23 protein-coding genes are annotated in these 25,145 nt (G+C 70.9%); 8 read left to right on the top strand and 15 right to left on the bottom strand.

All coding sequences use genetic code 11. The features are described 5' to 3' along the window. Positions 1-64: 64 nt before the first annotated feature. The 5 genes from IEY91_RS01940 to IEY91_RS01920 form a co-directional block, all read right to left on the bottom strand. A complete protein-coding gene (locus IEY91_RS01940; RefSeq protein ID WP_189172548.1) occupies positions 65-1,534 on the bottom strand; it encodes a catalase in 1,470 nt (489 codons plus the stop codon). A 164-nt stretch (positions 1,535-1,698) separates the two neighbouring features. Then, positions 1,699-3,819, bottom strand: a complete 2,121-nt coding sequence (locus tag IEY91_RS01935; protein ID WP_164321122.1) for an ATP-binding SpoIIE family protein phosphatase — start codon at positions 3,817-3,819, stop codon at positions 1,699-1,701. A gap of 56 nt (positions 3,820-3,875) precedes the next feature. Then, on the bottom strand, positions 3,876-4,562 hold the full coding sequence (locus IEY91_RS01930; RefSeq protein WP_164321120.1) for a class I SAM-dependent methyltransferase: 687 nt from the start codon (positions 4,560-4,562) through the stop codon (positions 3,876-3,878). Between the two features lie 115 nt (positions 4,563-4,677). Next, entirely contained in the window at positions 4,678-5,361 is a 684-nt protein-coding gene (gene fomD / locus IEY91_RS01925) for a cytidylyl-2-hydroxypropylphosphonate hydrolase (protein WP_189172547.1), read from the bottom strand. Positions 5,362-5,560: 199 nt separating this feature from the next. After that, positions 5,561-6,994 carry a class II fumarate hydratase gene (locus IEY91_RS01920; protein ID WP_189172546.1) on the bottom strand — a complete coding sequence of 478 codons (1,434 nt, stop codon included), beginning with the start codon at positions 6,992-6,994 and terminating at the stop codon, positions 5,561-5,563. A 131-nt stretch (positions 6,995-7,125) separates the two neighbouring features. Between IEY91_RS01920 and IEY91_RS01915 the strand changes: the two genes are divergently transcribed. Next, on the top strand, positions 7,126-8,688 hold the full coding sequence (locus IEY91_RS01915; protein ID WP_189172545.1) for a ricin-type beta-trefoil lectin domain protein: 1,563 nt from the start codon (positions 7,126-7,128) through the stop codon (positions 8,686-8,688). Between the two features lie 129 nt (positions 8,689-8,817). Here IEY91_RS01915 and IEY91_RS01910 read toward each other — a convergent pair whose 3' ends face one another. Further along, on the bottom strand, positions 8,818-10,485 hold the full coding sequence (locus IEY91_RS01910; RefSeq protein ID WP_189172544.1) for a fumarate hydratase: 1,668 nt from the start codon (positions 10,483-10,485) through the stop codon (positions 8,818-8,820). Positions 10,486-10,695: 210 nt separating this feature from the next. On the opposite strand from IEY91_RS01910, the gene IEY91_RS01905 reads away from it, so the two are divergent. Continuing rightward, positions 10,696-11,364, top strand: coding sequence for a DUF1707 SHOCT-like domain-containing protein (locus tag IEY91_RS01905; protein ID WP_189172543.1), 669 nt, complete (start codon positions 10,696-10,698; stop codon positions 11,362-11,364). A 181-nt stretch (positions 11,365-11,545) separates the two neighbouring features. Continuing rightward, positions 11,546-11,962 (top strand): WhiB family transcriptional regulator, encoded by a 417-nt coding sequence (locus tag IEY91_RS01900; protein ID WP_373287869.1) that lies wholly within the window; start codon positions 11,546-11,548, stop codon positions 11,960-11,962. A gap of 69 nt (positions 11,963-12,031) precedes the next feature. Here IEY91_RS01900 and glpX read toward each other — a convergent pair whose 3' ends face one another. Further along, a complete protein-coding gene (gene glpX / locus IEY91_RS01895; RefSeq protein WP_164321108.1) occupies positions 12,032-13,066 on the bottom strand; it encodes a class II fructose-bisphosphatase in 1,035 nt (344 codons plus the stop codon). A 152-nt stretch (positions 13,067-13,218) separates the two neighbouring features. On the opposite strand from glpX, the gene IEY91_RS01890 reads away from it, so the two are divergent. Beyond that, positions 13,219-13,761 (top strand): DUF4245 domain-containing protein, encoded by a 543-nt coding sequence (locus tag IEY91_RS01890; RefSeq protein WP_164321106.1) that lies wholly within the window; start codon positions 13,219-13,221, stop codon positions 13,759-13,761. A 97-nt stretch (positions 13,762-13,858) separates the two neighbouring features. On the opposite strand, the gene IEY91_RS01885 is transcribed toward IEY91_RS01890, so the two are convergent. From IEY91_RS01885 to IEY91_RS01870, 4 genes are all read right to left on the bottom strand, one after another. Then, positions 13,859-14,449 (bottom strand): malonic semialdehyde reductase, encoded by a 591-nt coding sequence (locus IEY91_RS01885; protein WP_164321104.1) that lies wholly within the window; start codon positions 14,447-14,449, stop codon positions 13,859-13,861. A gap of 202 nt (positions 14,450-14,651) precedes the next feature. Further along, positions 14,652-14,894: an exodeoxyribonuclease VII small subunit gene (locus IEY91_RS01880; RefSeq protein ID WP_189172542.1), complete on the bottom strand. Its 243-nt coding sequence runs from the start codon at positions 14,892-14,894 to the stop codon at positions 14,652-14,654. 9 nt (positions 14,895-14,903) lie between these two features. After that, the gene (gene xseA, locus IEY91_RS01875; protein WP_189172541.1) at positions 14,904-16,118 is read right to left on the bottom strand and encodes an exodeoxyribonuclease VII large subunit; all 1,215 of its coding nucleotides are present in this window, start codon (positions 16,116-16,118) and stop codon (positions 14,904-14,906) included. 98 nt (positions 16,119-16,216) lie between these two features. Then, positions 16,217-17,614, bottom strand: coding sequence for an APC family permease (locus IEY91_RS01870; RefSeq protein ID WP_229696623.1), 1,398 nt, complete (start codon positions 17,612-17,614; stop codon positions 16,217-16,219). Positions 17,615-17,701: 87 nt separating this feature from the next. On the opposite strand from IEY91_RS01870, the gene IEY91_RS01865 reads away from it, so the two are divergent. Both IEY91_RS01865 and ppgK read left to right on the top strand, forming a co-directional pair. Further along, on the top strand, positions 17,702-18,697 hold the full coding sequence (locus IEY91_RS01865) for a 4-hydroxy-3-methylbut-2-enyl diphosphate reductase (RefSeq protein ID WP_164321097.1): 996 nt from the start codon (positions 17,702-17,704) through the stop codon (positions 18,695-18,697). A gap of 97 nt (positions 18,698-18,794) precedes the next feature. Then, the gene (gene ppgK, locus IEY91_RS01860) at positions 18,795-19,547 is read left to right on the top strand and encodes a polyphosphate--glucose phosphotransferase (protein ID WP_189172540.1); all 753 of its coding nucleotides are present in this window, start codon (positions 18,795-18,797) and stop codon (positions 19,545-19,547) included. Between the two features lie 84 nt (positions 19,548-19,631). Here ppgK and IEY91_RS01855 read toward each other — a convergent pair whose 3' ends face one another. Beyond that, positions 19,632-20,288 (bottom strand): DUF6542 domain-containing protein, encoded by a 657-nt coding sequence (locus IEY91_RS01855; RefSeq protein ID WP_373287868.1) that lies wholly within the window; start codon positions 20,286-20,288, stop codon positions 19,632-19,634. 351 nt (positions 20,289-20,639) lie between these two features. Between IEY91_RS01855 and ychF the strand changes: the two genes are divergently transcribed. After that, on the top strand, positions 20,640-21,728 hold the full coding sequence (ychF, locus tag IEY91_RS01850; protein WP_164321093.1) for a redox-regulated ATPase YchF: 1,089 nt from the start codon (positions 20,640-20,642) through the stop codon (positions 21,726-21,728). Positions 21,729-21,747: 19 nt separating this feature from the next. On the opposite strand, the gene IEY91_RS01845 is transcribed toward ychF, so the two are convergent. The 3 genes from IEY91_RS01845 to IEY91_RS01835 all read right to left on the bottom strand — a co-directional run bounded on the left by IEY91_RS01845 (position 21,748) and on the right by IEY91_RS01835 (position 24,469). After that, a complete protein-coding gene (locus tag IEY91_RS01845) occupies positions 21,748-22,329 on the bottom strand; it encodes a Uma2 family endonuclease (RefSeq protein WP_164321077.1) in 582 nt (193 codons plus the stop codon). A 111-nt stretch (positions 22,330-22,440) separates the two neighbouring features. Then, complete coding sequence (locus IEY91_RS01840; RefSeq protein WP_268240841.1) at positions 22,441-23,754, bottom strand: MFS transporter; 1,314 nt, start codon at positions 23,752-23,754, stop codon at positions 22,441-22,443. Between the two features lie 94 nt (positions 23,755-23,848). Continuing rightward, complete coding sequence (locus IEY91_RS01835; RefSeq protein ID WP_189172539.1) at positions 23,849-24,469, bottom strand: malonic semialdehyde reductase; 621 nt, start codon at positions 24,467-24,469, stop codon at positions 23,849-23,851. 163 nt (positions 24,470-24,632) lie between these two features. Between IEY91_RS01835 and IEY91_RS01830 the strand changes: the two genes are divergently transcribed. Beyond that, positions 24,633-25,139, top strand: coding sequence for a MarR family winged helix-turn-helix transcriptional regulator (locus IEY91_RS01830; RefSeq protein WP_164321071.1), 507 nt, complete (start codon positions 24,633-24,635; stop codon positions 25,137-25,139). The last annotated feature ends 6 nt before the right edge of the window (positions 25,140-25,145 follow it).

Genomic DNA, 25,145 nt, shown 5'->3' with positions numbered 1-25,145 from the left:
CCGGAACCGAGAGGTTCCGGGCGCCTTCCGCGTATGAGGGTGCCTGCCGCGGGTGCGGCCGGGCCTACTTCCCGCCGCCGTTGACCTTGGCCGCGATCTTGTCGCCCAGCTCCTTGTCGACGTTGCGCCAGTACTGCAGCGCGCGATCGAGTACCGGCCGGGACACCCCGTCGAGCAGATGCCCGCTGACGTTCGACACGAGCCGCTCGCGCTGGGCGTCGTCCAGGACCTGCCGCACCTGCGTGCCGGCCTGACCGAAGTCGTCGTCCTCGCGATGCAGCTTGTACGCCTCGCGCACCATCTCGCCGGCCGTCTGCCAGCCCGCGGGGTCGACGGACTCCTGTGTGGGGGTGGCCGGGCCGCCGTACGAGTTGGGCGCGTACGGACGCGCGACGTGCGCGGGCTCGTACCGCATCGGTCCGTCCTTCGCGTACGAGTTGACGGACGAGTGCGCGCGGTTCGGCGGCAGCTGGGCGTAGTTGGGACCGATGCGGTAGCGATGCGTGTCGGGGTACGAGAACAGCCGCCCCAGCAGCATCTTGTCCGGGGACGGGCCGATGCCGGGCACCATGTTGGAGGGCTCGAACGCGGCCTGCTCGATGTGGACGAAGAAATCCTCGGGGTTCTTGTTCAGCGTCATCCGGCCGACGTCGATGAGCGGGTAGTCGCCGTGCGGCCACACCTTCGTCAGGTCGAACGGGTTGAAGCGGTAGTCCGGGGCGTCGTCGAACGGCATGATCTGGACCTTGAGCGTCCAGCTCGGGTGCTCGCCCCGCTTGATCGACTCGAACAGATCCCTGCGGTGCAGGTCGCCGTCCGACCCGGCAAGCTCGTCCGCCTCGTCCTGGGTCAGGAAGTCGATGCCCTGGTCGGTCTTGAAGTGGTACTTCACCCAGAACTTCTCGCCGCCGGCGTTCACCCACATATAGGTGTGCGACGAGTACCCGTTCATGTGGCGGTACGTCTTCGGGATGCCGCGGTCGCCCATCAGCCACGTCACCATGTGCGCGGACTCCGGGGACAGCGTCCAGAAGTCCCACTGCATGTCGTGGTCGCGCACCGCGCTGTCCAGGGTGCGTTTCTGGGAGCGGATGAAGTCCTGGAACTTGATCGGGTCACGGACGAAGAAGATGGGGGTGTTGTTGCCCACCATGTCGTAATTGCCGTGTTCCGTGTAGAACTTCAGCGCGAAGCCGCGCGGGTCGCGCCAGGTGTCCGGCGAGCCCTGCTCACCGGCGACGGTGGAGAAGCGGGCGAGCATCTCCGTGCGCCTGCCGGGCTGGAAGAGGTCGGCCTTGGTGAACTGGCTGATGTCGTTGGTGACTTCGAAGCTGCCGTACGCGCCGCTGCCCTTGGCGTGCACGACCCGCTCCGGGACCCGTTCGCGGTTGAACTGGGCCATCTTCTCGATCAGATAGTGGTCCTGGAGCAGGATCGGACCGTTGGAGCCGACGGTCAGTGAGTGCGCGTCGCTCTCCACCGGTACGCCGGCGTTGTTCGTGGTGTGCGGCACCTGTCGGGATGCGTCGGTCACGAGCGTCCTCCCGTCATGAATGAGGGTGGGGTCAGGTCGCTTCGTTCACCACGCCAGTCAACTCCGCCGACGAGGTGTCGGCAACATTTGGACGGGGTCCAATTCCAGCTCAGTTCCGAGCAGGGGGCGGGCAGCATCAGGCCGGGGTCCCCGGGAGAGCCCCGTCAGCCGTTCTGGTTCAGCTCGAACCAGACCACCTTCCCCGTGCTCAGCCGCGTGGCGCCCCACCGCCGCGCCAGCCTGTTGACCAGGTAGAGCCCGCGTCCGCCCTCGTCGGTGGCGCGTGCCTGGCGCAGTCGCGGCAGTTGCGGCACGTCGTCGCCGACCTCGCAGCGCAGTACGTCCGTACGCAGCAGCCGCAGCGTGATGGGCCGTGTCGCGTATCGCACGGCGTTGGTGACGACCTCGCTGACCAGGAGCTCGACCGCGTCGTTCAGCTCGGTCAGGCCCCAGCGCTCCAGGGCGCTGCGGGCGAGTCTGCGGGCGCGCGCGGGGGTGGCGTCCTCCGGCTCCAGGAACCAGTACGCCACGTCGCTCGGCGCGATCCCGTCGAAGCGGGCGGCGAGCAGCGCGATGTCGTCGTCGCGGTCGCCGGGGCCGAGCATGTCGAGGACCTCGTCGCACAGGGCCTCAAGGGGCGGCGGGTGGTCGTGCCCGGTGAGCTGGGCGGTGGCGGCGAGGCGCTCGCGCAGCTGCTCTATGCCGGTCCACACGTCGCGCAGCCGGGACTCCACCAGGCCGTCCGTGTAGAGGAGCAGCGTGGCGCCGGCCGGGGCGTCCAGCTCGACGGCCTCGAAGTCGACGCCGCCGACACCGATGGGCGCGCCCGGCGGCACGCGCAGGACCTCGGCGCGGCCGCCCAGGTGCAGCAGGACGGGCGGCGGGTGACCGGCGTTGGCGATGGTGATGCGGTGCGACACCGGGTCGTACACCGCGTAGAGGCAGGTGGCCATGCGGTCCGAGCCGAGGCGCTGGGCCTGCTCGTCCAGGTGGTGCAGGACCTCCTGGGGCGGCAGGTCGAGCCCGGCGAGGGTCTGCGCGGTCGTACGGAGCTGGCCCATGATCGCGGCGGACGTCATCGAGTGCCCCATGACGTCACCGACGACCAGGGCGACGCGGCTGCCGGGCAGCGGGATCGCGTCGTACCAGTCGCCGCCGACGCGGGCGGTCTCGGCGGCCGGGAGGTAGCGCGAGGCCAGGCGCACGCCGGTGGCGCGCGGCAGGGTCTCGGGCAGCATCGTGCGCTGCAACTCGTCCGCGATGTACGCCTCGCGGCCGTACAGGACGGCCTTGTCGATGCCGAGTGCGCTGTGCGTGGCGAGCTGGGCGGCGACCAGGAGGTCGTCGGCCTCGAAGGCGTGCCGGTCGGGGCGGCGCAGGAACACGGCCGCGCCGATCACCCGTCGCCTGCCCCGCAGCGGCGCCAGGATCGCCCGCTGCCCGCCCGGCACGCTGCGGCCCTCGCCGAGCAGCTCGGGCAGCGCGCCGAGCGCCGCCGCGGCGTCCGCGAAGACGGGCCGGACCCCGCGAAGCACCTCGGCGAGGGCGCTGCCGACGCGCACCTCGCACAGCTCGGCGGCCGACGACAGGTCGGACTGGACCTGGAGGGCGGGCAGCGTGCCGCCGTCGGTGTCCTGGTCCTCGGGGATGCGGTCGGTGCGGCGCAGGCGCAGGACCAGCGGCCCCGCGGGGCGCTCGTCGCCGACCGGCAGCGGGTCGCGCAGATAGACGAGGATGGCGTCCGCGAACGTCGGCACCGTGGCCCGGCACAGGCCCATCACGATCTCGTCGAGGTCGATGCCGCGGGCGATGCGCCGGGTCGCCGCGCCCACGAACCGCAGCCGGTCGCCGTCACGCCGCATCGCTGCGGGCCCCGGCGGACGGGGCCTCCCCGAACGGCGGTCGGTGCCGCCGGGGGCGCCGCTCACGCCGGGCAGGGCCGTGGGGCCCTCGGTGCCGGGGCGGGCCGCGTCGGGGCCGGGATATGGCTGGGAAGGAACCCCTTCGGGGGCTGGACGCGGGCGGTGGCTGCCCGGCCCTTCGGTGGCCGGCGTGGACGACTGGGCGTGTTCGCTGCCCGTACCGGCGTCCTGTTCACCGGTGCGTGCCTGCGTGGGCATGGCGTCGATTCCTCCTGAACCCCGGCCCTCGGGACCGCCGGGGCCCCGGGAGCCGTGCGGGTCCGTCTCCGGGGCACGCAGCAGCGCCCCGCGGGGATCCGCGGGGGCGGCCGGCCGGGCAACTGGTGCCTTGCGGCCCTCGTAGGGGCTGAGGTGCTCCGTCACGCGTTTCGAATCCGTCCGTCCGGGGCTGCGCGCCGCGCGCGCCGTCCAAGCGTTGCTCAGCCGCGTCGGCAGTGCAGGAATAACTGGTGCTCGGGTGGTATGTCGCTGCTCGCCGGGGCGTACGAGTACGACTCCTCGTGGGCGATGTCGAAACCGGCGTCCCGCACGACCTGCCGCAGTTCGTCCCGCAGGTATCCGGATACCCGGATTGTGTTCCCCAGGAACGGAATCGCCGCGTCGTCCAGATCGGCCTCGACCATGGAGAGAGCGAGCAGGCCGCCGGGCCCGAGCAGGGTCCGCAGCAGCCGAAGAGCAGACGGTATCTCCTCCCGGGGCAGCATCAACAGCGCGAAGAAACAGGCAATCCCGTCGAACTGCCCCACAGCGCCCGGCCCTTCGCCCGTCGCACACAGATCCGCCAGGTCCACCTGACGGAACTCGGCCACCGGCGGTGGGACGTTCTTGCGGGCGAGCTCCAGCATTCCCGCCGACAGGTCGACGCCGAGCACCCGGTGCCCCGCGTCGGTGAGCTGACGGGCCGTGGGCAGGCCCGTGCCGCAGCCCACGTCCAGGATCCGGGAGCCCGCGGGCAGTTCGGCGATCAGCCGCTCTCCGGCCGAAAGCTGTCCCTCCTTGTGCGGGAACGCGACGTCATAGGCCGTGCCGATGGCGTCGAACGCCTCGGCCTGGCCCGTGCGGTCGTGCACGCCGGGCGCGCCGTACCGCTCGTATCCCTCGCTCACTTCTGCCGCTCCTTGATGACATCCTGTCAGGCGCTGCGGGGGCACGAGGAGTTACTGCTGTGCGCCCTTGCGGAGGACGATCCTACGTTTGAACCCTGGGGGCGCATCAAGGGTCTCATGAGGACACGTGCGCGGGCGTACGGTCCCAGTCACCGGGTAGGGCGGGAATTCGCCACGACGGGTCCGGGCGCCAGTGCGGCCAGTCGTCCCCGAAGGGGGGTCCCCAGGCGCGGATCACGTCCACGGCCTCCCGCCCCGCCGCCCGGACCTGCTCCGCCTTCTCCGTACTCATCAAACCCGCCCGCTGGGCCTGCGCGAACTCGTCCTCGTCGTGCCAGCGCCAACTTCCGTCCGGGTCCACGGAGATGTCCAGGAAGTGGTCCTCGGAGTCCACCCCGCCGTGCCAGCGGCTGCGCGGCTCCTCCAAATTCACGTACCAGTTCTTGAAGCGCCAGCCCGGCTCCCAGAACAGCCACACCGACCACGGCTGGCCCGGCCGGGCCAGCTTCAGCACGCCCGTGCCCGACCAGCGGTCCCTTCGCGTCGTACGCGGCTTCGTGTAGCGCGTCGCCAGGGGTTCCCGGTGGACCGGGGTGCCGTCCGCCAGGACCGGCTTCACGCACTCCGTGCCGGGGGCCATCCAGACGGCCAGCAGGTCCTCGTCGTCCCGCACGACGGTGACGGGCCGACAAATGTGGAACGCGTCCCCGGCGTTCTCCCGATACCGCCACAGAATCTGCGCCCCCGGCCCCCACCGAGCCACCTTCACCGCGCCCACTGCGCCGTCGTCGTCTGTCATGAACAGATATTAGGGTCTGCGGGCGGTGTCCCTGCCGGGGGCTTCCCCACTGCATCCATTGGCGCGCTCCGCGCGCGGGCGCCCCTTCCCGAAACCAGGCGGGACCAGATCCAGCCCCTCCGGCGTTTGAGGAGCGGGGGTCTGGGGGCGGAGCCCCCAGTTTCGGGAAAGGGGCGGGACTGGGGCGCCCCGCGAAGGCCTACGGCCGCGTCATCCGCAGTACGTCCAGCGCCTCGTCCAGCTGCGCGAGGGTCAGGGCGCCTCGGTCGACGTAACCCGATTCGAGGACGACCTCGCGGATCGTCTTGCGCTCCGCCAGCGCCCGCTTCGCGACCTTCGCCGCCTCCTCGTACCCGATGTACTTGTTCAGCGGAGTGACGACAGAGGGCGAGGACTCGGCGTACTCCAGGGCCCGCTCCCGGTGGGCGACGACCCCGTCGACCGTCCGGTCGGCAAGCAGCCGCGACGCGTTGGCGAGCAACCGCACCGACTCAAGGACGTTCTTCCCGATCACGGGAAGCATCACGTTCAGCTCGAAGTTCCCCGAGGCCCCCGCCACCGCGACAGCCGCGTCGTTCCCGGTGACCTGCGCGGCCACCATGAGCACGGCCTCGGGAATGACGGGGTTCACCTTCCCGGGCATGATCGAGGACCCGGGCTGCAGATCGGGGAGGCTGATCTCGGCGAGCCCGGTCCGCGGCCCGGAGGCCATCCAGCGCAGATCGTTGGAGATCTTCGTGAGCCCCACGGCGATGGTGCGCAACTGCCCGGAGGTCTCCACGATCCCGTCCCGGGCGCCCTGCGCCTCGAAGTGGTCGCGCGCCTCGGTGAGCGGCAGCCCCGTGGCCCGCGCCACCTCGGCGATGACGGCGGCGGAGAAGCCGGGCGGGGTGTTGATGCCGGTGCCCACGGCGGTGCCGCCGAGCGGCAGTTCGGCGAGGCGCGGCAGCGACGCCCGCAGCCGCTCGACCCCGTACCGCACCTGCGCCGCGTACCCCCCGAATTCCTGCCCGAGGGTGACGGGCGTCGCGTCCATCAGATGCGTACGCCCGGACTTGACGACGTCGGCGAACTCCTCGGCCTTGCGCTCAAGAGCGGCGGCCAGGTGATCGAGGGCGGGGATCAGATCACCCGTGACGGCCGCGGTCGCCGCGATGTGGATCGACGACGGGAAGACGTCGTTGGACGACTGGGACGCGTTGACGTGGTCGTTCGGGTGCACGTCACGGCCGAGCCGCTCCGAGGCGAGCGTGGCGACGACCTCGTTGGTGTTCATGTTGGACGACGTGCCGGAGCCGGTCTGGAAGACGTCGACGGGGAAGTGCTCGTCCCAGCGGCCGTCCGCGACCTCGCGCGCCGCGTCCGCGACGGCCTGGGCCACGTCCTTGTCGAGCACGCCCAGCTCGGCGTTGACCTTCGCGGCGGCCGCCTTGATCTCGGCGAGGGCGGCGATGTGGGCGCGCTCGAGGCGCTGGCCCGAGATGGGGAAGTTCTCGACGGCGCGCTGGGTCTGGGCCCGCCACTTGGCGCCGGCGGGCACCCGGACCTCGCCCATGGAGTCGTGCTCGATGCGGTATCCGCCCTGGTCACCGCCGCCGTTGTGGCCCTGCTCGCCGCTGTCGCCGCCGCTCATGTCCGCTGGTCCTTCCGTGGTGCCGGATGCACAACTGCCTCAAAAAGTTGAGCACTTGTCTTGTTCGGAGTATTCCCAAGACCCCTACCCACCAGTAAAAACCGTGGGTAACACGAAACCGGGGAGGCGCAATGAAGCGCGTTCAACGCGTCAGACGTGACGGCGCCAGCCGTCTGCGCGGTACGTTCACGGCGGCCGCCGCCCTCGCGGTCCTGGTCGGCGGGGCCGCGACGTCCGTACCGGCACAGGCCGCGGACACCGAGGACTCCAAGAAAACCACTCCGGCGGCCGCCCCGCTGCCGCCCGACCTGGAGAAGATCCGCGCCGCCGAGGCCGCCAAGCTCTACGGCGACTCCGCGGAGCGCCCGCTCGCCGACCGCAAGACCGGCCTGATCTCCCTCGGGGACAGCGAGATCAGCGGCGAGGGCGTCGGAACGTACGAAGCGGGCACCAACGGGCCCGACAACTGGTGCCACCGCTCGCCGCAGGCCGCCGTCCACCGCACCGGCATCCCGGCCGACGTCACGTACAACGTCGCCTGCTCGGGCGCGCAGACCGTCAACATCAAGATCGGCGGCCAGCAGCAGTACGCGGACGAGCTGGTGCAGAGCGACAACCTCGCCATCAAGGCCCGCAACACCAGGATCAAGGCGATCATGCTGGTCATCGGGGCCAACGACGACCTCCAGTTCTCGCCCGTCATGACCGACTGCGTGACCCGCTACCTCACGCTCCAGGGCCCCTGCGCGCCCAAGTACAAGCCGGGCTGGCAGGCCCGAGTCGACGCGCTCGTGCCCAAGGTCGAGCAGTCCGTACGCGACCTGCGCACCGTCATGAGCCAGGCCGGGTACGCCGGCGACGACTACAAACTCGTCGTCATGGGCTACCCGAGCCCCATCGGCCCCGACTTCCGCGACAACCCGAACTTCCCCGGCAAGCTGGCCTGCGGCGGGCTCGGCCACGACTCCGACACCGAGTGGGGCCGCAACGAGGCCGTGCCCGCCTTCGAACGCGGCATGCGCAAGGCCGCCCGCAGCTCGGGCGCGCTCTACCTGGACAACTCCCGGCTCTTCCACGGCCACGAGGTGTGCATGGAGGACACCTGGGCGCGGGGCCTGTACGTGGACGTGACCAACCCCTTCCCGCCGGACTCCAACTCGGTCCGCCAGTCCTTCCACCCCAACGCCCGCGGCCACGCCGCCTTCGCGTCCTGCCTGACCCAGCTCTACGACTCCGGTCGGCGCGAGGGCAGTTGCGCCGACCCGGCGAGCACGGGCACCGCCAAGCTCTACCCGGGCGTCTGGGACGAGAAGTACGCACCGCTCGCCAACGAGGCCACGAAGACCTGCGTCGACGTGAACGCCTCAAGCAGCCGCAACGGCACCAAGATCCAGGGCTGGGACTGCACCGGCAACCGCAACCAGACCTGGTGGTACGACGCCGAACAGCAGTCGCTGCACACCGGGCTGACCCAGGACCGCTGCGTAGACGTGCCCGAAGGCACGTACAAGGAAGGCACAGCCGTCACCCTGTGGAACTGCCACGGCGGCGCCAACCAGAAGTTCGTAGAGAGGTCCGGAACGATACGCCCGGCAGCGGACCCCGCACTCTGCTTGACCCTCTCGGGGCCGAAGGATCCCCTGCGCCTCCAGAAGTGCGAGGGGGCGGGAGCGGCGACCCAACGGTTCGCGTAGGCGTTTCAGCCCGTCCGGCGCTTGAGGACGAGGCGCGAAGCGCCGAAAGGGGGGCCAGGGGGCGAAGCCCCCGTACGGGACGGGTAGGGGCGGCGGGGGCGAAATCCATCCCCCCGCCGCCCGCAGGGGCTACGCCAGCCCAGGCCCCCGCACAGGAATGGACGTGAACGTCGGCTCAGGAGCCGGGTTCTGGAAGAAGTCGTTGCCCTTGTCGTCGACGACGACGAACGCCGGGAAGTCCTCGACCTCGATCTTCCAGACGGCCTCCATGCCGAGCTCCTCGTACTCGACGACCTCGACCTTCTTGATGCAGTCCTGCGCGAGCCGCGCGGCAGGCCCGCCGATCGACCCCAGGTAGAAGCCGCCGTGCGCGTCACAAGCGTCCGTGACCTGCTTGGAGCGGTTGCCCTTGGCCAGCATCACCTTGGAGCCGCCGGCCGCCTGGAACTGCTCCACGTAGGAGTCCATCCGCCCGGCCGTCGTCGGCCCGAAGGAACCGGAGGCATAGCCCTCGGGGGTCTTGGCCGGACCGGCGTAGTACACCGGGTGGTCCTTCAGGTACTGCGGCATCTCCTCGCCCGCGTCAAGGCGCTCCTTGATCTTGGCGTGCGCGATGTCGCGGGCGACGACGAGCGGTCCGGTGAGGGAGAGCCGGGTCTTGACCGGGTGCTTGGTGAGCTCGGCGAGGATGGCGTCCATGGGCTGGTTGAGGTCGATCTTGACGACGCTCTCGTCCTCGCCGAGGTGCTCATCCGTAGTGTCCGGCAGGAACCGCGCCGGGTCCGTCTCCAACTGCTCCAGGAACACGCCCTCCGCGGTGATCTTCGCGGTGGCCTGGCGGTCGGCCGAGCAGGACACGGCGATCGCGACGGGCAGCGAGGCGCCGTGCCGCGGCAGGCGCACCACGCGCACGTCGTGGCAGAAGTACTTGCCGCCGAACTGCGCGCCGATGCCGATCTTCTGCGTCAGCTCGAAGACCTTCTCCTCCAGCTCCTTGTCGCGGAAGCCGTGGCCGGTCGGCGCGCCCTCGGAGGGCAGCTCGTCCAGGTAGTGCGCGGAGGCGTACTTCGCGGTCTTGAGGGCGAACTCGGCGGACGTGCCGCCGACGACGATCGCCAGGTGGTACGGCGGGCAGGCCGCCGTGCCGAGCGAACGGATCTTCTCCTCCAGGAACTTCATCATGGAGGCCTCGTTCAGGACCGCCTTGGTCTCCTGGTAGAGGAACGACTTGTTGGCGCTGCCGCCGCCCTTGGCCATGAAGAGGAACTTGTAGGCGCCGCCGTCGGTCGCGTACAGCTCGATCTGCGCCGGGAGGTTGGAGCCGGTGTTCTTCTCCTCCCACATGGTGAGCGGGGCCATCTGCGAGTAGCGCAGGTTCAGCTTCGTGTACGCGTCGTAGATGCCGCGCGAGAGGGCTTCCTCGTCGCCGCCCTCGGTGAGCACGTTCTGGCCGCGCTTGCCCATGACGATGGCGGTGCCGGTGTCCTGGCACATGGGGAGCACGCCGGCCGCCGCGATGTTCGCGTTCTTCAGCAGGTCCAGGGCGACGAACTTGTCGTTGCCGGACGCCTCCGGGTCGTCGACGATGCGCCGGAGCTGGGCCAGGTGGGCCGGGCGCAGATAGTGCTGGATGTCGTGGATCGCCTCGGCGGCGAGCTTGCGCAGCGCCTCCGGCTCGACCTTGAGGAACGTGCGCTCGTCGGCCTCGAAGGTGGACACACCCTCCGAGGTCACCAGCCGGTACGGGGTGGTGTCCTCTCCCAGCGGGAGCAGATCGGAGTACGCAAACTCTGGCATGACGCCCAATTCCTCACTCGGCAGACAGCGGCGCCGCCTCCATTGGCGGTGCCCGACCAGCGTAGAACGCGCCCGGGGCGCCCTTCTTGTGAGGTAAGGCTCAGTTGCCCGCGGCCCACGCCCGCGCCGGTCGCGACCGCCCCCTCGCGCCCGGGACCCGCCCGCCTCGGGGGCTAGTCGCGATCTATCGCGTTTGGGTACGCTGCTGGCGTGGACCTAGAGAAGCGTTGCCAGACACCTTCCGCCAAGGCGCCCGCACGGCTCCGTGCCTCGGACGCCGACCGAGACCGCGCCGCCGACATCCTTGCGGACGCGCTCGCCACGGGCCGGCTAGACCCGGTGGAGCACGGCGAGCGGATCGACGGGGTCTACAACGCCAAGACCGTCGCCGAGCTGGAGCCGTTCGTCGAGGACCTGCCCGCCCCCGGCGGCAAGAGCCCCTCGTTCGAGAAGGCCCCCGCCCCCGCCGAGCGCGACGAGGGCCCCGAGGCGCCCGACGAGACGCTGCACGCGATCTTCGGCGACGTGGTCCGCAAGGGCCGCTGGCGCGTGGCCCGCCGCACGCACGCGTTCGCCGTCTTCGGCGACGTGGTGATCGACCTCAGCGAGGCCGTCTTCGAGCACCAGAAGGTCGTGATCAAGGGCTTCGCGCTCTTCGGGGACGTAAAGATCCGCGTCCCGGAGAACGTCTCGCTGCGCGGCCGCGGCGCGGGCATCTTCGGCTCCGTCGAAGTGGACAGACTCGACGCCGAGGACAAGGACGCCCCGGTGGTCCAGGTCGAGGGATTCGCCGCCTTCGGCGACATCAAGGCGCGCCCCAAGCGCGGCAAGCTCGTCCGTGACCTGCGCGGTTATCTCCGCAAGAAGCTGGAGGACTGAAGCCGGCGCCAACGGCCCGCGCGCGGCGGCGACATGGGGACGACGACGCGATCCGGCCAAGCCCGCCATCCGGCAGGAACCTGAGCTTCCGTCCAGCGGGACTCAGTGCATAGGCCCGCACACAGCGGGTAGAGCTTCGTGCATCGTCTCTCGCTCGCGAAGCCGTCGTCAGGAGTAGACCGTGCTGCAACCGACGCATCAGTCCCCGCAGGTCGCCGTCCCGGCTGACGGGGCCTCCCCTGCACGAGCGCAGCCGAGCGCTTGGGGCAGGGTGCCAGTGCGAGAGCGGGACCAGGACAACCCATGGCACTCCGACGCCGTGTGCCGCCGGGACGAGGCCGGACTGTTCTTCGCCCCCTCCAAGGAGCCCACCGCGGCCCGGCTCTCCCGCGAGGAAGCGGCCAAGCGCGTCTGCGCCCGCTGTCCCGTGATGGTCGAGTGCCGTGAACACGCCCTGCTCCAGCCCGAGCCGTACGGCGTCTGGGGCGGCCTCACCGCCGCCGAGCGCCGCGTGGTCCTGGCCCGCCGCCGCAGGCGCGACCTGGAGCTGCAGAAGGCCACGCGCACCGCGGCCGACACCATCGCCGCCGCCGGCTAGCGGATTGTTTTCCGTACGACGACGGGGGCGCTCCCCGCACGGAGCGCCCCCGTCGCCGTACGCCGCCCGCTACTTGGCGCGGTCGAAGTCGATGGCGCTGTACGCGCGCAGCTTCGACAGGCGGTGGTCGGAGTCGATCTTCCGGATGGTGCCGGACTTGGACCGCATCACCAGCGAGGACGTCGAGGCGGTCTCCGCGCGGTAGCGCACGCCCTGGAGCAGTTCGCCGTCGGTGATGCCGGTGGCGACGAAGAACACGTTGTCGCCGCTGACCAGGTCGTTGGTGGAGAGCGTGCGGTCCAGGTCGTGCCCGGCGTCCAGGGCGCGCTGCTTCTCCTCGGCGTCCTTGGGCCACAACTTGCCCTGGATGACACCGCCCAGGCACTTGATCGCGCAGGCGCTGATGATGCCCTCGGGGGTGCCGCCGACGCCCATGAGCAGGTCGACGCCGGTGCCTTCCCGTACCGCCATGATCGAACCCGCGACGTCGCCGTCCGAGATGAACATGATGCGGGCGCCGGTCTCGCGGATCTCCTTGACGATGCCCTCGTGCCGGGGGCGGTCGAGGATCATCACCGTGACGTCCTCGGGCGCGGACTTCTTGGCCTTGGCGACCCGGCGGATGTTCACCGCGGCGGGCGCGTTGATGTCCACGTAGTCCGCGGCCTCGGGGCCGGTGACCAGCTTGTCCATGTAGAAGACGGCGGACGGGTCGAACATGGTGCCGCGGTCGGCGGCGGCGAGCACCGCGATCGCGTTGGGCTGGCCCTTGGCGGTGAGGGTGGTGCCGTCGATCGGGTCGACGGCGATGTCGACCTCGGCGCCGGTGCCGTCGCCGATGCGCTCGCCGTTGAAGAGCATCGGCGCCTCGTCCTTCTCGCCCTCGCCGATGACGACGACGCCGTTCATCGAGACGGTGTGGACGAGGGTCCGCATGGCCCTGACGGCGGCACCGTCCGCGCCGATCTTGTCGCCGCGGCCGACCCAGCGGCCCGCGGCCATGGCGGCGGCTTCGGTGACCCGGACGAGCTCCAGGGCGAGGTTGCGGTCGGGGGCCTCCGGGGAGACCTCGAGTTCGGACGGCAGGGAGTGATGCTCGGTCATCGAGGCGCACCTTTCTGATACGACGACGGCCGGATGAGGGTGATGCCGTTGACTCTATCCGCAGGTCGAAAGAATGAGCAGGGGGCCCTCACACGTGAGCGGGGGCGGGGGCCGTGCCGAGGCGGCGCCATGGACCTGCGACGATGGAGGGCGTGGCAGGCAGAAATGGCAAGCAGACCGTGCGGAACATGCTGCTCTCGATGGCCGTCATCGGCATCGTCGTGGCGGGGATCTACGTCTTCATCCCGCACGACGACTCCAAGAAACCCGTCAAGCGGGTTCCCTACGACGTCGAGCTTCTGACGGCCCGACGCGCGGCGCCCTACCCGGTGGCGGCGCCCCAGGGCCTGCCGAAGTCCTGGAAGCCGACGTCGGTGCGGTACAACGGCGAGAACCACGACAGCTGGCACTTGGGCTTCCTCGACCCCGCCGGTGAGTACGTCGTGATCAAGCAGTCCACCGCCAAGCCCGCCGAGTTCATCGAATCGGCCACGCAAGAGGCCAGGAAGACGGACCGTGCGGAGAAGATCGCGGGCCGCACCTGGCAGCGCTACGAGGGCACGCGTTACGACGCGCTCGTCCTGCGGGAGAAGGGCGCCACGACGGTGGTCGCTGGCACCGCGGGGTTCGGGCAGCTGACGGCGATGGCGGAGTCCCTCGAGATGAAGCGGACGCCGATTCGGGCGGACACCTAGAGCCTGTCCGGGACCTGGATGGCCCGGATGACGCGTGAGGCCCCCGGCGGTTGCCGGGGGCCTCACGCGTTCTCGCGCGTCGCTGTGGCGCGGTGGCTCAGACGGTCGTGATGACGTCGTCGTACGCCAGGCGCGGGGAGCGCGGGAACCAGGCGTCGTCGCCCGGCTTGCCGATGTTGACGACCATCAGCGGGGTGTGGTCGTCGTCCAGGAACTCCTTCTGGACGCCCGCGAAGTCGAGCCCGGTCATCGGTCCTGCGGCCAGGCCCGCGGCGCGGATGCCGATGATGAAGTAGGCGGCCTGCAGCGCGGCGTTCAGGCCCGCGGCCTGCTCACGGGCCGGGCGCTCGGAGAAGAACGCGTCCTTGGCCTGCGGGAAGTGCGGGAAGAGGGCCGGCAGCTCCTCGTGGAACTCGTTGTCCGCCGAAAGGATCGCGACGAGCGGCGCCGTCGAGGTCTTCGGGCGGTTGCCCTCGGCCATGTGCTGCACCAGGCGCTCGCGGGCCTCGGGGGAGCGGACCAGCGTCACGCGCAGGGGCGACTGGTTGAAGGCCGTGGGGCCGTACTTGACCAGGTCGTAGATGGCCTGCACCTGCTCCTCGGTGACGGGCTCGTCGGTGAAGGTGTTCGCGGTGCGGGCCTCGCGGAAGAGCAGGTCCTGGGCGGCGGGGTCAAGAACGAGGGACATGTCTTTACAACCTTCTCGATACGTTGCTGAGGGCTCCGGCGGTGACGCTGGGGCCCGGGGGCGGGCGCTCCGGTGTCGGCCGGTGAGTCGACAGTACGACGAGCGAGGTTCAACTTTCAACTAAAACGAGGGCGGGGTGATCCTCTTCACAGGGGTGGGGGTGGATCAGGCGGGGCGCCGGAGCCCGGGTGCCCTGGGCGCCCTAGTCCTCCTCGTCGCCCGCGTCCTCGGCGTCCGGCTCCGCAAGCGCCGCGTCGAGGCGGGCGCGGGCGCCGTCGAGCCAGCGGCGGCACGCGGCGGCCAGCTCCTCGCCGCGCTCCCACAGCGCCAGGGACTCCTCCAGGGTCGTCCCCCCGGCCTCCAGGCGGCGGACCACCTCGATGAGCTCGTCCCGGGCCTGCTCGTAGCCGAGCGCCGCGGCCTCGGTGTCCGTCGTGCTGGTCATGCGCCCACCCTAATTGTCGACTCGTACGGTGAATTCGCCCTCGGCGACGCGGGCCCGCAGTTCCTCGCCGGGCGCCACCTCGTCCGCCGCGCGGACCACGGCGCCGTCCTGCTTCTTCTTCTGCAGCACCGCGTACCCCCGCTGGAGGGTGGCGGCGGGGGAGAGGGCCACCACGCGCGCGTGCGTGTGGGTCAGCTCGGACTGGGCGCGGTCCAGGAGGTGGCCGAGGGTGCGGCGCGCGCGGTCCACGTACGCCGTGATCTGCTGCTCGCGGTCCTCGACCATGCGGTGCGGGTGCTCCATGGAGGGGCGGGCCAGGGCGTGCGCGAGGCCGCGCTCCTCGCGGTCCAGGAAGGCCTCGATGCTGCGGCGGGCGCGGTCCCGCAGGAACGCCACGCGTTCGTACTCCTCGCCGACGTCCGGCACGACCTTCTTCGCGGCGTCCGTGGGCGTCGAGGCGCGCAGGTCGGCGACGTGGTCGAGCAGGGGGTTGTCCGGCTCGTGGCCGATCGCGGACACCACGGGCGTACGGCACGAGGCCACGGCCCGCACCAACTGCTCGTCGGAGAACGGCAGCAGGTCCTCCACGCTGCCGCCGCCGCGGGCGACGATGATCACGTCGACGTCCGCGAGGGTGTCGAGCTCCTTCACCGCCTGCACCACCTGCGTCACGGCGTGCACGCCCTGCACCGCTACGTTGCGCACCTCGAAGCGGACGGCCGGCCAGCGGTGCCTGGCGTTCTCCAGGACGTCCCGCTCGGCGGCCGAGGCGCGGCCGCAGACCAGGCCGACGAGCTGCGGCAGGAACGGCAGCGGCTTCTTGCGCTCCGGCGCGAACAGGCCCTCCGCGGCGAGGGACTTCTTCAACTGCTCCAGCCGGGCGAGCAGTTCACCGACACCGACGGGCTTTATCTGCGTGGCGCGCAGGGAGAGCTGGCCCCGCGGGGCGTACCACTCCGGCTTCGCCTGCACGACGACGCGGGCGCCCTCGGAGACGACGTCCGCGACGGCGTCGAACACCTGGCGGTAGCAGGTGACGCTCACGGAGATGTCGTGCGAGGGGTCGCGCAGCGTCAGGAACACCACGCCCGCCCCCGGGCGCCGCGACAACTGCGTGATCTGCCCCTCGACCCAGATCGCCCCGAGCCGGTCGATCCAGCCCCCGATGAGCCGGGACACCTCCCCGACGGGAAGCGGGGCGTCCGCGGACGTATTGAGACCCATCCCGCGAGCGTAGCCCCCGGCGCTGACAACGCCGGTCCCCGTCGGCATCGGTGTGGGCAGTTGGTCCGCCGCTCAGTGGGCGGAACGGGCGGGGAGCCCTACACCTCCCCCCGCCGCACCCCCTGCGCGACCAGCACCACCAACCCCGCCGCCAGCCAGATCGCCCCCACCACCTGCGCGGAGCCGGACGCCTCGACGATGACGGCGACCACGATCGCGGCGCCGAGCACGGGGACCAGGATGTGCCGCCACCAGCTCCCCCTGCCGCCCCGGTGACGTACTGCGAACCAGCCCACGACGCTCGCGTGCAGCAGGAAGAAGGCCGTCAGCGCGCCCATGTTGACCACCGACACGAGATGGTCCATGCCGTCGTCCCGGCGGGCCGCCCACACGGCCGCGACCAGTGTGACGACGGCCGCGCACAGCAGGGCGACCCGCGGCGTACCCGACTCGGTCCTCGACAGCACGCGCGGCAGCCGCCGATCACGCCCCATGGCGAAGAGCAGCCGCCCCGCCGCGGCCTGCCCCGCGAGCGCCGCGAACGCCGCCCCGATGGCCTTGCTCACCGCGACCAGATCGTGCAGCCAGTCCCCGACAGCCGACTCCGCGGCCGTGTAGAACGCCGACCCCTGGTCCTCGGGGTGGGCGGCGAGTTCGGACGACGACATCGGCGTCAGCAGCGCCGCCAGATACGTCTGCGCCACGAACAGCACACCGGTGAGGACCAGACAGAACAGCACCGCCCGAGCCACCTTCGCGGACCCGCCCGTCACCTCCTCCGCGAACGAGGCGATCGCGTCGAAGCCGAGATACGAAAGCACCGCCACCGACACCGCGCCGATCACCGCCGACAGCGCGAACGCACCCTGCGTACCGTCCCCAGTGAGCGGCGAGAGCCACCCCCGCTCGGCCCCGTCCCGCGCGAGCACCACGATCGCCGCCACCACGAACACAAGAAGGACCACGATCTCCAGCGCGAGCACCGCGAAGCCGACCCGAGCCGCGGGCCGCACCCCCCACAGGTTCAGCGCCGTCGTCACGGCAACAGCGATCGCCGTCCACACCCACCGGGACACCGAGGGCACCAGCTCGTGCATGGCGATCCCGGAGAAGAGATACGCGACGGCGGGGATGAGCAGATAGTCCAGCATCGCCATCCAGCCCGCGATGAACCCGGGCCCCTTGCCGAGCCCCACGCGCGCGTAGGCGAACACCGAGCCCGCCTGGGGGACCACCTTCACCATCTGCGCGTAGCTGAAAGCGGTGAACCCCATGGCGATCGTCGCGATCACATAGACCAGCGCCACCGCGCCGTGCGACTTCGCGTCGAGCGTCCCGAAGACGCCGACCGGGGCCATCGGGGCGATGAACAGCAGCCCATAGACGACGAGGTCCCGGAACCCGAGACTCCGTCGCAGCCGCTCGCCCTCGGCCGCGGGCGGCGGCGGCCCCTCCCCTTCGGAGGGCTGGGGCTCATGCGTCGTGTGGGCGGACATCGGGCCTCCGGGTGCCTCCGCTGGTCACGGGCTGGCTCCCAGTCTCCCCACTGCGGCGATCTTTGACCTGTCGTACGCGGCCTTACGATGGTCCGTATGACTGCAACGCCTGGCTCCCGCCGTGTCCTGCTCGCCGCTCCCCGTGGCTACTGCGCGGGTGTGGACCGTGCCGTGATCGCCGTCGAGAAGGCCCTGGAGCAGTACGGGGCCCCGATCTATGTCCGCCACGAGATCGTCCACAACAAGTACGTCGTGCAGACCCTGGAGAAGAAGGGCGCCATCTTCGTCGACCAGGTGGAGGAGGTGCCGGAGGGCTCCATCGTGATGTTCTCCGCGCACGGCGTGGCGCCGACCGTCCACACGGAGGCCGCCGAGCGCAAGCTCGCGACGATCGACGCGACCTGCCCCCTCGTCACCAAGGTCCACAAGGAAGCGGTGCGGTTCGCCAAGGAGGACTTCGACATCCTCCTGATCGGGCACGAGGGGCACGAGGAGGTCATCGGCACGTCCGGTGAGGCCCCCGACCACATCACCCTGGTCGACGGCCCCGAGGACGTCGCGAACGTCGAGGTCCGCGACCCGGACCGGGTCGTGTGGCTGTCCCAGACGACCCTCTCCGTGGACGAGACCATGGAGACCGTCGACGCCCTGAAGACGAAGTTCCCGGGCCTGATCTCGCCGCCGAGCGACGACATCTGCTACGCCACGCAGAACCGCCAGATCGCGGTCAAGAAGCTCGCGGAGGACGCCGAGCTGGTCATCGTCGTCGGCTCCAAGAACTCCTCGAACTCGATCCGCATGGTCGAGGTCGCCCTGGAGGCGGGCGTGCCCGCCTCGCACCTGGTGGACAACGCCGACGAGATCGACGAGGCCTGGCTGGACGGCGTCACCACCGTCGGCCTGACCTCGGGCGCGTCCGTCCCGGACATCCTGGTGGACGGCGTCATCGAGTGGCTGGCCGAGCGCGGGTACGCGGACGTGGAGACGGTGAAGACGGCCGACGAGTCGATCACGTTCTCGCTGCCGAAGGAGCTGCGCCGCGATCTGCGCGCGGAGGCGGCGGAGCTGTCCGCGAAGAAGTAGACGTCCTGCGGGGCGGGGCGGGGCCAGGCCCCGCTTCAACCGGGTATCCGGGGCAACCGAGGAGTGACTGTCAGTCCGGCGTCGTAACGTTGGGTCCATGCAGATCTTCGGTGTGGACATCGGCGGATCCGGGATCAAGGGGGCACCCGTTGACCTGGAGCGCGGAGACCTGGCTCAGGAGCGGCACAAAGTGCTCACGCCGCACCCGGCGACGCCCGAGAGCGTCGTCGAGGGCGTGCGCGAGGTCGTCGAGCACTTCGGCTGGACGGGCCCCGTCGGGGCGACGTTCCCGGGCGTGATCACGGACGGCGTCGCCCGCACGGCGGCGAACGTCGACAAGAGCTGGATCGGCACGGACATCCGCCGCCTGGTCTCCGAGCGCATCGGCGGCGCACCGGTGACGGTCCTGAACGACGCGGACGCGGCGGGCGTCGCCGAGACGCACTTCGGCGCGGGCCGAGGCCGCACGGGCACGGTCATCATGCTCACCCTCGGCACCGGCATCGGCAGCGCCGTCTTCACCGACGGCCACCTCGTGCCGAACACCGAGCTGGGCCACCTGGAGCTGCACGGCCACGACGCGGAGAAGCGCGCCTCCTCCAAGGCCCGCGAGGACGAGGACCTGACCTGGGAGCACTGGGCGCACCGCGTCCAGAAGTACCTGGCGCACGTGGAGATGCTGTTCTCGCCCGAGCTGTTCATCATCGGCGGCGGCGTGAGCCGCAAGGCGCACAAGTTCCTGCCCCTGATCAAGGGCATCCAGGCCGAGATCGTCCCGGCGGAGCTGCAGAACAACGCGGGGATCGTGGGGGCGGCGATGGCCGCGCGGGCGGATACGCGCAGCGTTTAGGTCTGCGGCCAGGGTGATGGGGGCGGGACCCGGCCGGGTCCGGGACGGGGTGGACCCGGCCGGAGCTGCTGAACCCGACCGGGGCTAGGACGCGGGCACGCGCCGCTGCGGCGGATGCCCGGGCTGCCGTACCTGCCCGCGCTGCTGTTGCTGCCACTGCCGCTGCTGCCGCCGCCGGGTCATGAGCTTGATCTTGCGTACGGTCACGATGACGCCGGCGACCAGCGTCCCTCCGTACAACCAGCCCGCGTGCAGCGCCAGCGCGGTGAGCAGCCCCATGAACTGCCCGCCGAAGCCACCGGTACCGCCGGAGATCGGCAGCACCCCGGCGGCGAAGGCGATCGGCACCGCGACGGGCGCGCTGACCAGGTCGGCGGGCCGCACCCAGAGCGCCGTGAGGGCGCTCACCGGCAGGAACAGCACGCCGTACGCGACGATCGAGCCGCCGAAGAGCAGCTGCAGCAGGCAGGCGAAGAGGAACATCACGGCGGCGGCGAAGAGCCCGCTGCCGAGCCCGGTGAGGCGTGGGTTGGGCATGCGGCGCAGCGCGCGGTACAGGGGCATCCGGCTGACCTTGCGGTACAGCGGGGTTCTGCGCAGGGCGCGGCCCAGCGGCGACGCGGCCTTGCGGGGGCGCGGCGGGGTACGGGGGACGGGGGGCTCCGCGGGGCTGCCTTGTTCGGGCAGCGGCGCGGTGCGGCGCGGCCTGGCGCCCGGCGGACGAGTCCTGTGTTGCTCCACCGGACCAACCTAGGTCCGACCGGGCGGTTAATCCGGTTTGGGACACGCGCTTTGGCCGAGCTTGGCCACGTGTTCGACAGGGCGGCGGTACGGGGCGGGCCCGACGGGGGCGCGGGCGGCCTTTCGGCGACGGGGCGGCGGTGTGCGGGAAGGGGCGGGGCGTCGCGCCGGGCGTGGTGCGCGGCGCGGCCGGGGGCGCCCTTTCGGAGACGGGGCGCCGAGACGGCGCGCGGCACGCCGTAGACTGGTGGATCGCCCCGGAAGACGAGGACGGCGCCGCAACGCCGCCGACCTCCCCGGGCCGCGCCCAGCCAGCCCTCACGCCAGTCCTCACGTACGGGAAGTCGCAACGTGTCGCTCACGATCGGAATCGTCGGTCTGCCCAACGTCGGCAAGTCGACCCTGTTCAACGCCCTGACCAAGAACGACGTCCTTGCGGCCAACTACCCGTTCGCGACGATCGAGCCGAACGTGGGCGTCGTCGGCGTCCCCGACCCCCGCCTCACCAAGCTGGCGGAGATCTTCAGCTCCCAGAAGATCCTCCCCGCCACCGTCGACTTCGTCGACATCGCGGGCATCGTGCGCGGCGCCAGCGAGGGCGAGGGCCTGGGCAACAAGTTCCTCGCGAACATCCGCGAGTCCGACGCGATCTGCCAGGTCATCCGTGCCTTCAAGGACGAGAACGTCGTACACGTCGACGGCAAGGTCTCGCCCAAGGACGACATCGAGACGATCAACACCGAGCTGATCCTCGCCGACCTCCAGACGATCGAGAAGGTCCTGCCGCGCCTCCAGAAGGAGTCGCGCATCAAGAAGGACATCGCGCCGAAGGTGGCGGCGGTCGAGGCGGCCAAGGAGATCCTGGAGAAGGGCGACACCCTCTTCTCGGCGGGCATCGTCCAGGGCTCGGGCAACGAGGAACTGCTCCACGACCTGCACCTCCTCACCACCAAGCCCTTCCTCTACGTCTTCAACGTCGACGAGGACGAGCTGACCGACGACGACTTCAAGGCCGAGCAGCGTGCCCTGGTCGCCCCGGCCGAGGCGATCTTCCTCAACGCCAAGCTGGAGGCGGACCTCGCCGAGCTCGACGACGAGGAGGCCCTCGAACTCCTCCAGTCCGTGGGCCAGGAAGAGCCCGGCCTCGCCACCCTCGCCCACGTCGGCTTCCGCACCCTCGGCCTCCAGACCTACCTCACGGCAGGCCCCAAGGAATCCCGCGCCTGGACCATCAAGCAGGGCGCGACCGCCCCCGAGGCAGCCGGCGTCATCCACACCGACTTCCAGAAGGGCTTCATCAAGGCCGAGGTCATCTCCTTCGCGGACCTGGTCGAGACCGGCTCGGTGGCCGACGCCCGCTCGGCGGGCAAGGCCCGCATGGAGGGCAAGGAGTATGTGATGCAGGACGGGGACGTGGTGGAGTTCCGCTTCAACGTCTGACGGTCGGCCGTGCTCCGTCTCAGGTGCGTCGAGGCGGAGTGAGCTGCTTCAGGTCGAGGGCGATGTCGAAGGGCACCGAGCGCTGGAGTGTGCCGCGGGCGATGCTTGCCGGGGTGTAGGCGCGGGTCGGCTCGTCGAGTTCGTAGACGTGGACGACGGGTGCGCCGTCCTCGTCTTCGATCAGCCAGTAGTGCGGGATCCCGGCTTCGGCGTACTTGCGGAGCTTGACCGTACGGTCAAGGTGGGCGGACTCGGGGGAGACGACCTCTACGACGAGCCGTACTTCCTCCGGTGTGAACCAGGTCCGGTCCCCCTCGAAGGCAGCCGTTGTCACCAGCAGATCCGGCTCGGGACGGTTGCGCTGGTCGAGCTTGATCGTCATCTCGCGCCCGACTCTGGCGTTCGGGGGCGCCTGCTCCATCAGGGCAACAGTGAGCATCGTGACGAGGTGGCCGTGCCACCACCTCTGTGGGGACATCATGAAGACGAGCGCTCCGTCGATCAGCTCGGTGTGGCGAGGCGCCTCGGGGAGGCGGTCCAGGTCCTCCGCGAACCAGCCTTCCGCGCGGGGCGGGCGCATCCAGTCGGGCAGTGCGGTCATGGCATCACGGTAGCGGTTTGTCGGTACGGGGGTCCGTGGCCGAAAGCATGGGTCAGGCCCCTGCCCGGGTGTTCCGGGCAGGGGCCTTGGTGCTTTCTGGTCGGGCAAGGGCTAGGCGAGGACCAGCATCGTGGCTATGCCTGGGCCGAAGGCGCCGCCCAGTTGGTAGCTGAGGGCGAAGAGGCCTATGGCCGTGGGGCGGTGGGAGTCGGGGCCCGCTGAGGCCGCGTGGACCGAGAGGGTGGCGTTGGCGCCCGTCGCCGTGAAGGCCGCCGCGCCCGCCGCGAGGAGGAGCAGGGGGCCGGAGTCGGCCAGGGCCGCCGTCGCCACCGCCGCCGCGCCCACCGTGATCAGCGTCGCGCGGACCGCCGTCCGGCCGAGCCGCGCCGAGCCCGCCGCCAGCAGCCACGACAGCGCCGACGCCGTGAGCAGGGTCAGGAGCTGGCCCGTGCCGATCGCGCCCTTCGACCAGCCCGCCCGGTCCTGCAGCAGGCTCGGCACCGTGAACAGGAGCGTGAAGTACGTGGTGGAGAGCGTTACGCCGAGCGCCGCGGAGATGAGGAAGACGGGGGAGCGGAGCAGGCGTACCGGTACGAAGCCTTCCGGGCGGCGGCGGATGTGCAGGGTGAGGAGCAGGCCCGTGAGCAGGGCTGCCGCCAGTGCCGGGAGAGGGGTGCTCGGCAGCAGGATCAGGGAGGTGGCGAGTGCGATGAGCAGGGCCGCGCCGCGGGCGTCGAAGCGGCCCACCCCGGGCGGCGTCCGACGGGCGTACCGCGACACCGCCGGCACCGCGAGCACCGCCAGCGCCGACACCGCGAACGCAAGCCGCCACGACACCGCGTCCGTGAGCGTCGCGCCGAGCAGCGGGCCCGCCGCGCCAAGGACACCGAAGCCGGAGCTGATCACGCCCATCCTGCGCGCGCTCCCCGCCAGGTTCATCGCCGCCGCCACCAGGCCCGCGCCGCCCAGCGACTGCGCGACCCGGCCCGCGAGGGCCACCGGCAGCCACGGCGCGACCGCGACCAGCGCTGTGCCGCCGAGTACGAGCGCCGTGCTCAGCCGAAGCAGCGGCCGCAGCCCGCGGCGCCGCAGCAGGGCCGCGAGCAGCGGCGTTCCCGCCGCCATGGCCCACGCGAACGCGGTCACCATCCATGTCGCCGTCGCCGTCGCGACCCCGAACGAGCGCGCCAGGTCCGGCAGGATCAGCACCGGCGCGTTGGCCCCGGCGGCCACCGGCGCGGCGAGCAACGCCAGCCAGAAGATGGGGACTTGGGCGGGGCGGGTGCCGCTTTCGGTTCGGCTTCCGGTTTCGGCGCGGGTGCCGTTGCGGGAGCCGGAGGCGGACGCGGTGGTGGGCGGTGTGACGGTGGCGGACGCGGTGGTGGGCGGTGTGACGGTGGCGGCGGGTGCGGTGGTGCTGGACACGGGTCCCCCTGAAGCGGAAGCGGCGGAGCGGGCCGCTGGGTGAGTGGTGAGTGAGGTGGCCGAGTGGCCGGAGCGGGCCGGACGGCCCCCGCGCTCAGACCGACGTCACGACGTCCTCGTACGCGAGCCGAGGCGACCGCGGGAACCACGCGTCCTCGCCCGGCCTGCCGATGTTGACGACCATCAGCGGCTCGTGGTCGTCGTCCAGGAACTCCTTGCGCAGGCCCTCGGCGTCGTAACCCGTCATCGGCCCGGCGGCGAGGCCCGCCGCGCGGACGCCGACGATGAAGTACGCCGCCTGCAGCGTCCCGTTGACCAGGGCGGACTCCTCGCGGACCGCGCGCTCCGAGAAGTACGTCTCGCCGATGCCGGGAGCGTGCGGCACGAGCCGCGGCAGCTCCTCGTGGAACTCGTGGTCCGTGGCGAGGATCGCGACGAGCGGGGCGGTCGCGGTCTTGGGGCGGTTGCCCTCGGCCATGTGCTGGACCAGGCGTTCGCGGGCCTCGGGGGTGCGGACGAGTATCACGCGCAGGGGCGACTGGTTGAAGGCCGTGGGGCCGTACTTGACCAGGTCGTAGATCGCCTGGATCTGGTCGTCCGTGACGGGCTCGTCGGTGAAGGTGTTCGCGGTGCGGGCCTCGCGGAAGAGGAGGTCCTGGGCGGCGGGGGCGAGGGTGAGCGGGGAGGTCGGGGCGAGGGGGGAGGGTGCGGACATGGCGGGGCTCCTTCGTTGTCTCTGGCTTCGTTTTCTCAAGACTGAAAGTCTCAACGTTGAGATAAAAGCACGGGGGTTCTTTCAGCGTCAAGTGTCTTAGCATTGAGAAGGTCAGCGCTGAAGAAGCGAGAAGCAGAGAGTAGTGAGAGAGGGAGTGGCCGGCATGAGTGACGCCGTGGACGCGATCGTCGGGCAGTGGGAGAAGGAGCGGCCCGATCTGGCGGACGACCTCTGGCCGGTCCAGCTCATGGCCAGGATCCAGCGCGCGCACCGCTTCGTGGACCGGGAGCTGAAGGCGTTCTGCGCCGAACACGGCGTGGAGTCGGGCGAGTTCGACGTCCTGACGACCCTGCGCCGCTCGGGCCCGCCCTACGCCCTGACCGCCGGCGCCTTCCTCAAGGCGGCCATGGTGACCTCCGGCGCCATCACCAACCGGATCGACCGCATGGAGGCCAAGGGCCTGGTGGAGCGGGTCAGGGACGGCGCCGACCGGCGGACCGTGCGGATCAGGCTCACCGAGCACGGCAAGCAGCTCACGGACGCGCTCATGGTCAACCACCTCAGCAACTACGAGCGCCTCCTCGACGGCCTCGACCCCGAGGAGGTCGCCGGTGCCGCCGCGCTGCTCCGCAAGCTCCTGGAACTGCACGGCGACACCTCGATCACGTGACTCAGC

This window comes from Streptomyces lasiicapitis, from assembly GCF_014646335.1.
Lineage (GTDB): Bacteria > Actinomycetota > Actinomycetes > Streptomycetales > Streptomycetaceae > Streptomyces > Streptomyces lasiicapitis.
The sequence above is the reverse complement of the archived record's forward strand: the minus strand, read 5'-3'. Positions and strand labels throughout refer to the sequence as shown.

Excerpts from the sequence above, each read along its gene's own strand:
- fomD (WP_189172547.1), bottom strand. The coding sequence starts at position 5,361 with ATGACAGACGACGACGGCGCAGTGGGCGCGGTGAAGGTGGCTCGGTGG.
- IEY91_RS01920 (WP_189172546.1), bottom strand. The coding sequence starts at position 6,994 with ATGAGCGGCGGCGACAGCGGCGAGCAGGGCCACAACGGCGGCGGTGAC.
- IEY91_RS01915 (WP_189172545.1), top strand. The coding sequence starts at position 7,126 with ATGAAGCGCGTTCAACGCGTCAGACGTGACGGCGCCAGCCGTCTGCGC.
- IEY91_RS01910 (WP_189172544.1), bottom strand. The coding sequence starts at position 10,485 with ATGCCAGAGTTTGCGTACTCCGATCTGCTCCCGCTGGGAGAGGACACC.
- glpX (WP_164321108.1), bottom strand. The coding sequence starts at position 13,066 with ATGACCGAGCATCACTCCCTGCCGTCCGAACTCGAGGTCTCCCCGGAG.
- IEY91_RS01885 (WP_164321104.1), bottom strand. The coding sequence starts at position 14,449 with ATGTCCCTCGTTCTTGACCCCGCCGCCCAGGACCTGCTCTTCCGCGAG.
- IEY91_RS01880 (WP_189172542.1), bottom strand. The coding sequence starts at position 14,894 with ATGACCAGCACGACGGACACCGAGGCCGCGGCGCTCGGCTACGAGCAG.
- xseA (WP_189172541.1), bottom strand. The coding sequence starts at position 16,118 with ATGGGTCTCAATACGTCCGCGGACGCCCCGCTTCCCGTCGGGGAGGTG.
- IEY91_RS01870 (WP_229696623.1), bottom strand. The coding sequence starts at position 17,614 with ATGTCCGCCCACACGACGCATGAGCCCCAGCCCTCCGAAGGGGAGGGG.
- IEY91_RS01865 (WP_164321097.1), top strand. The coding sequence starts at position 17,702 with ATGGTCCGTATGACTGCAACGCCTGGCTCCCGCCGTGTCCTGCTCGCC.
- ppgK (WP_189172540.1), top strand. The coding sequence starts at position 18,795 with ATGCAGATCTTCGGTGTGGACATCGGCGGATCCGGGATCAAGGGGGCA.
- IEY91_RS01845 (WP_164321077.1), bottom strand. The coding sequence starts at position 22,329 with ATGACCGCACTGCCCGACTGGATGCGCCCGCCCCGCGCGGAAGGCTGG.
- IEY91_RS01835 (WP_189172539.1), bottom strand. The coding sequence starts at position 24,469 with ATGTCCGCACCCTCCCCCCTCGCCCCGACCTCCCCGCTCACCCTCGCC.
- IEY91_RS01830 (WP_164321071.1), top strand. The coding sequence starts at position 24,633 with ATGAGTGACGCCGTGGACGCGATCGTCGGGCAGTGGGAGAAGGAGCGG.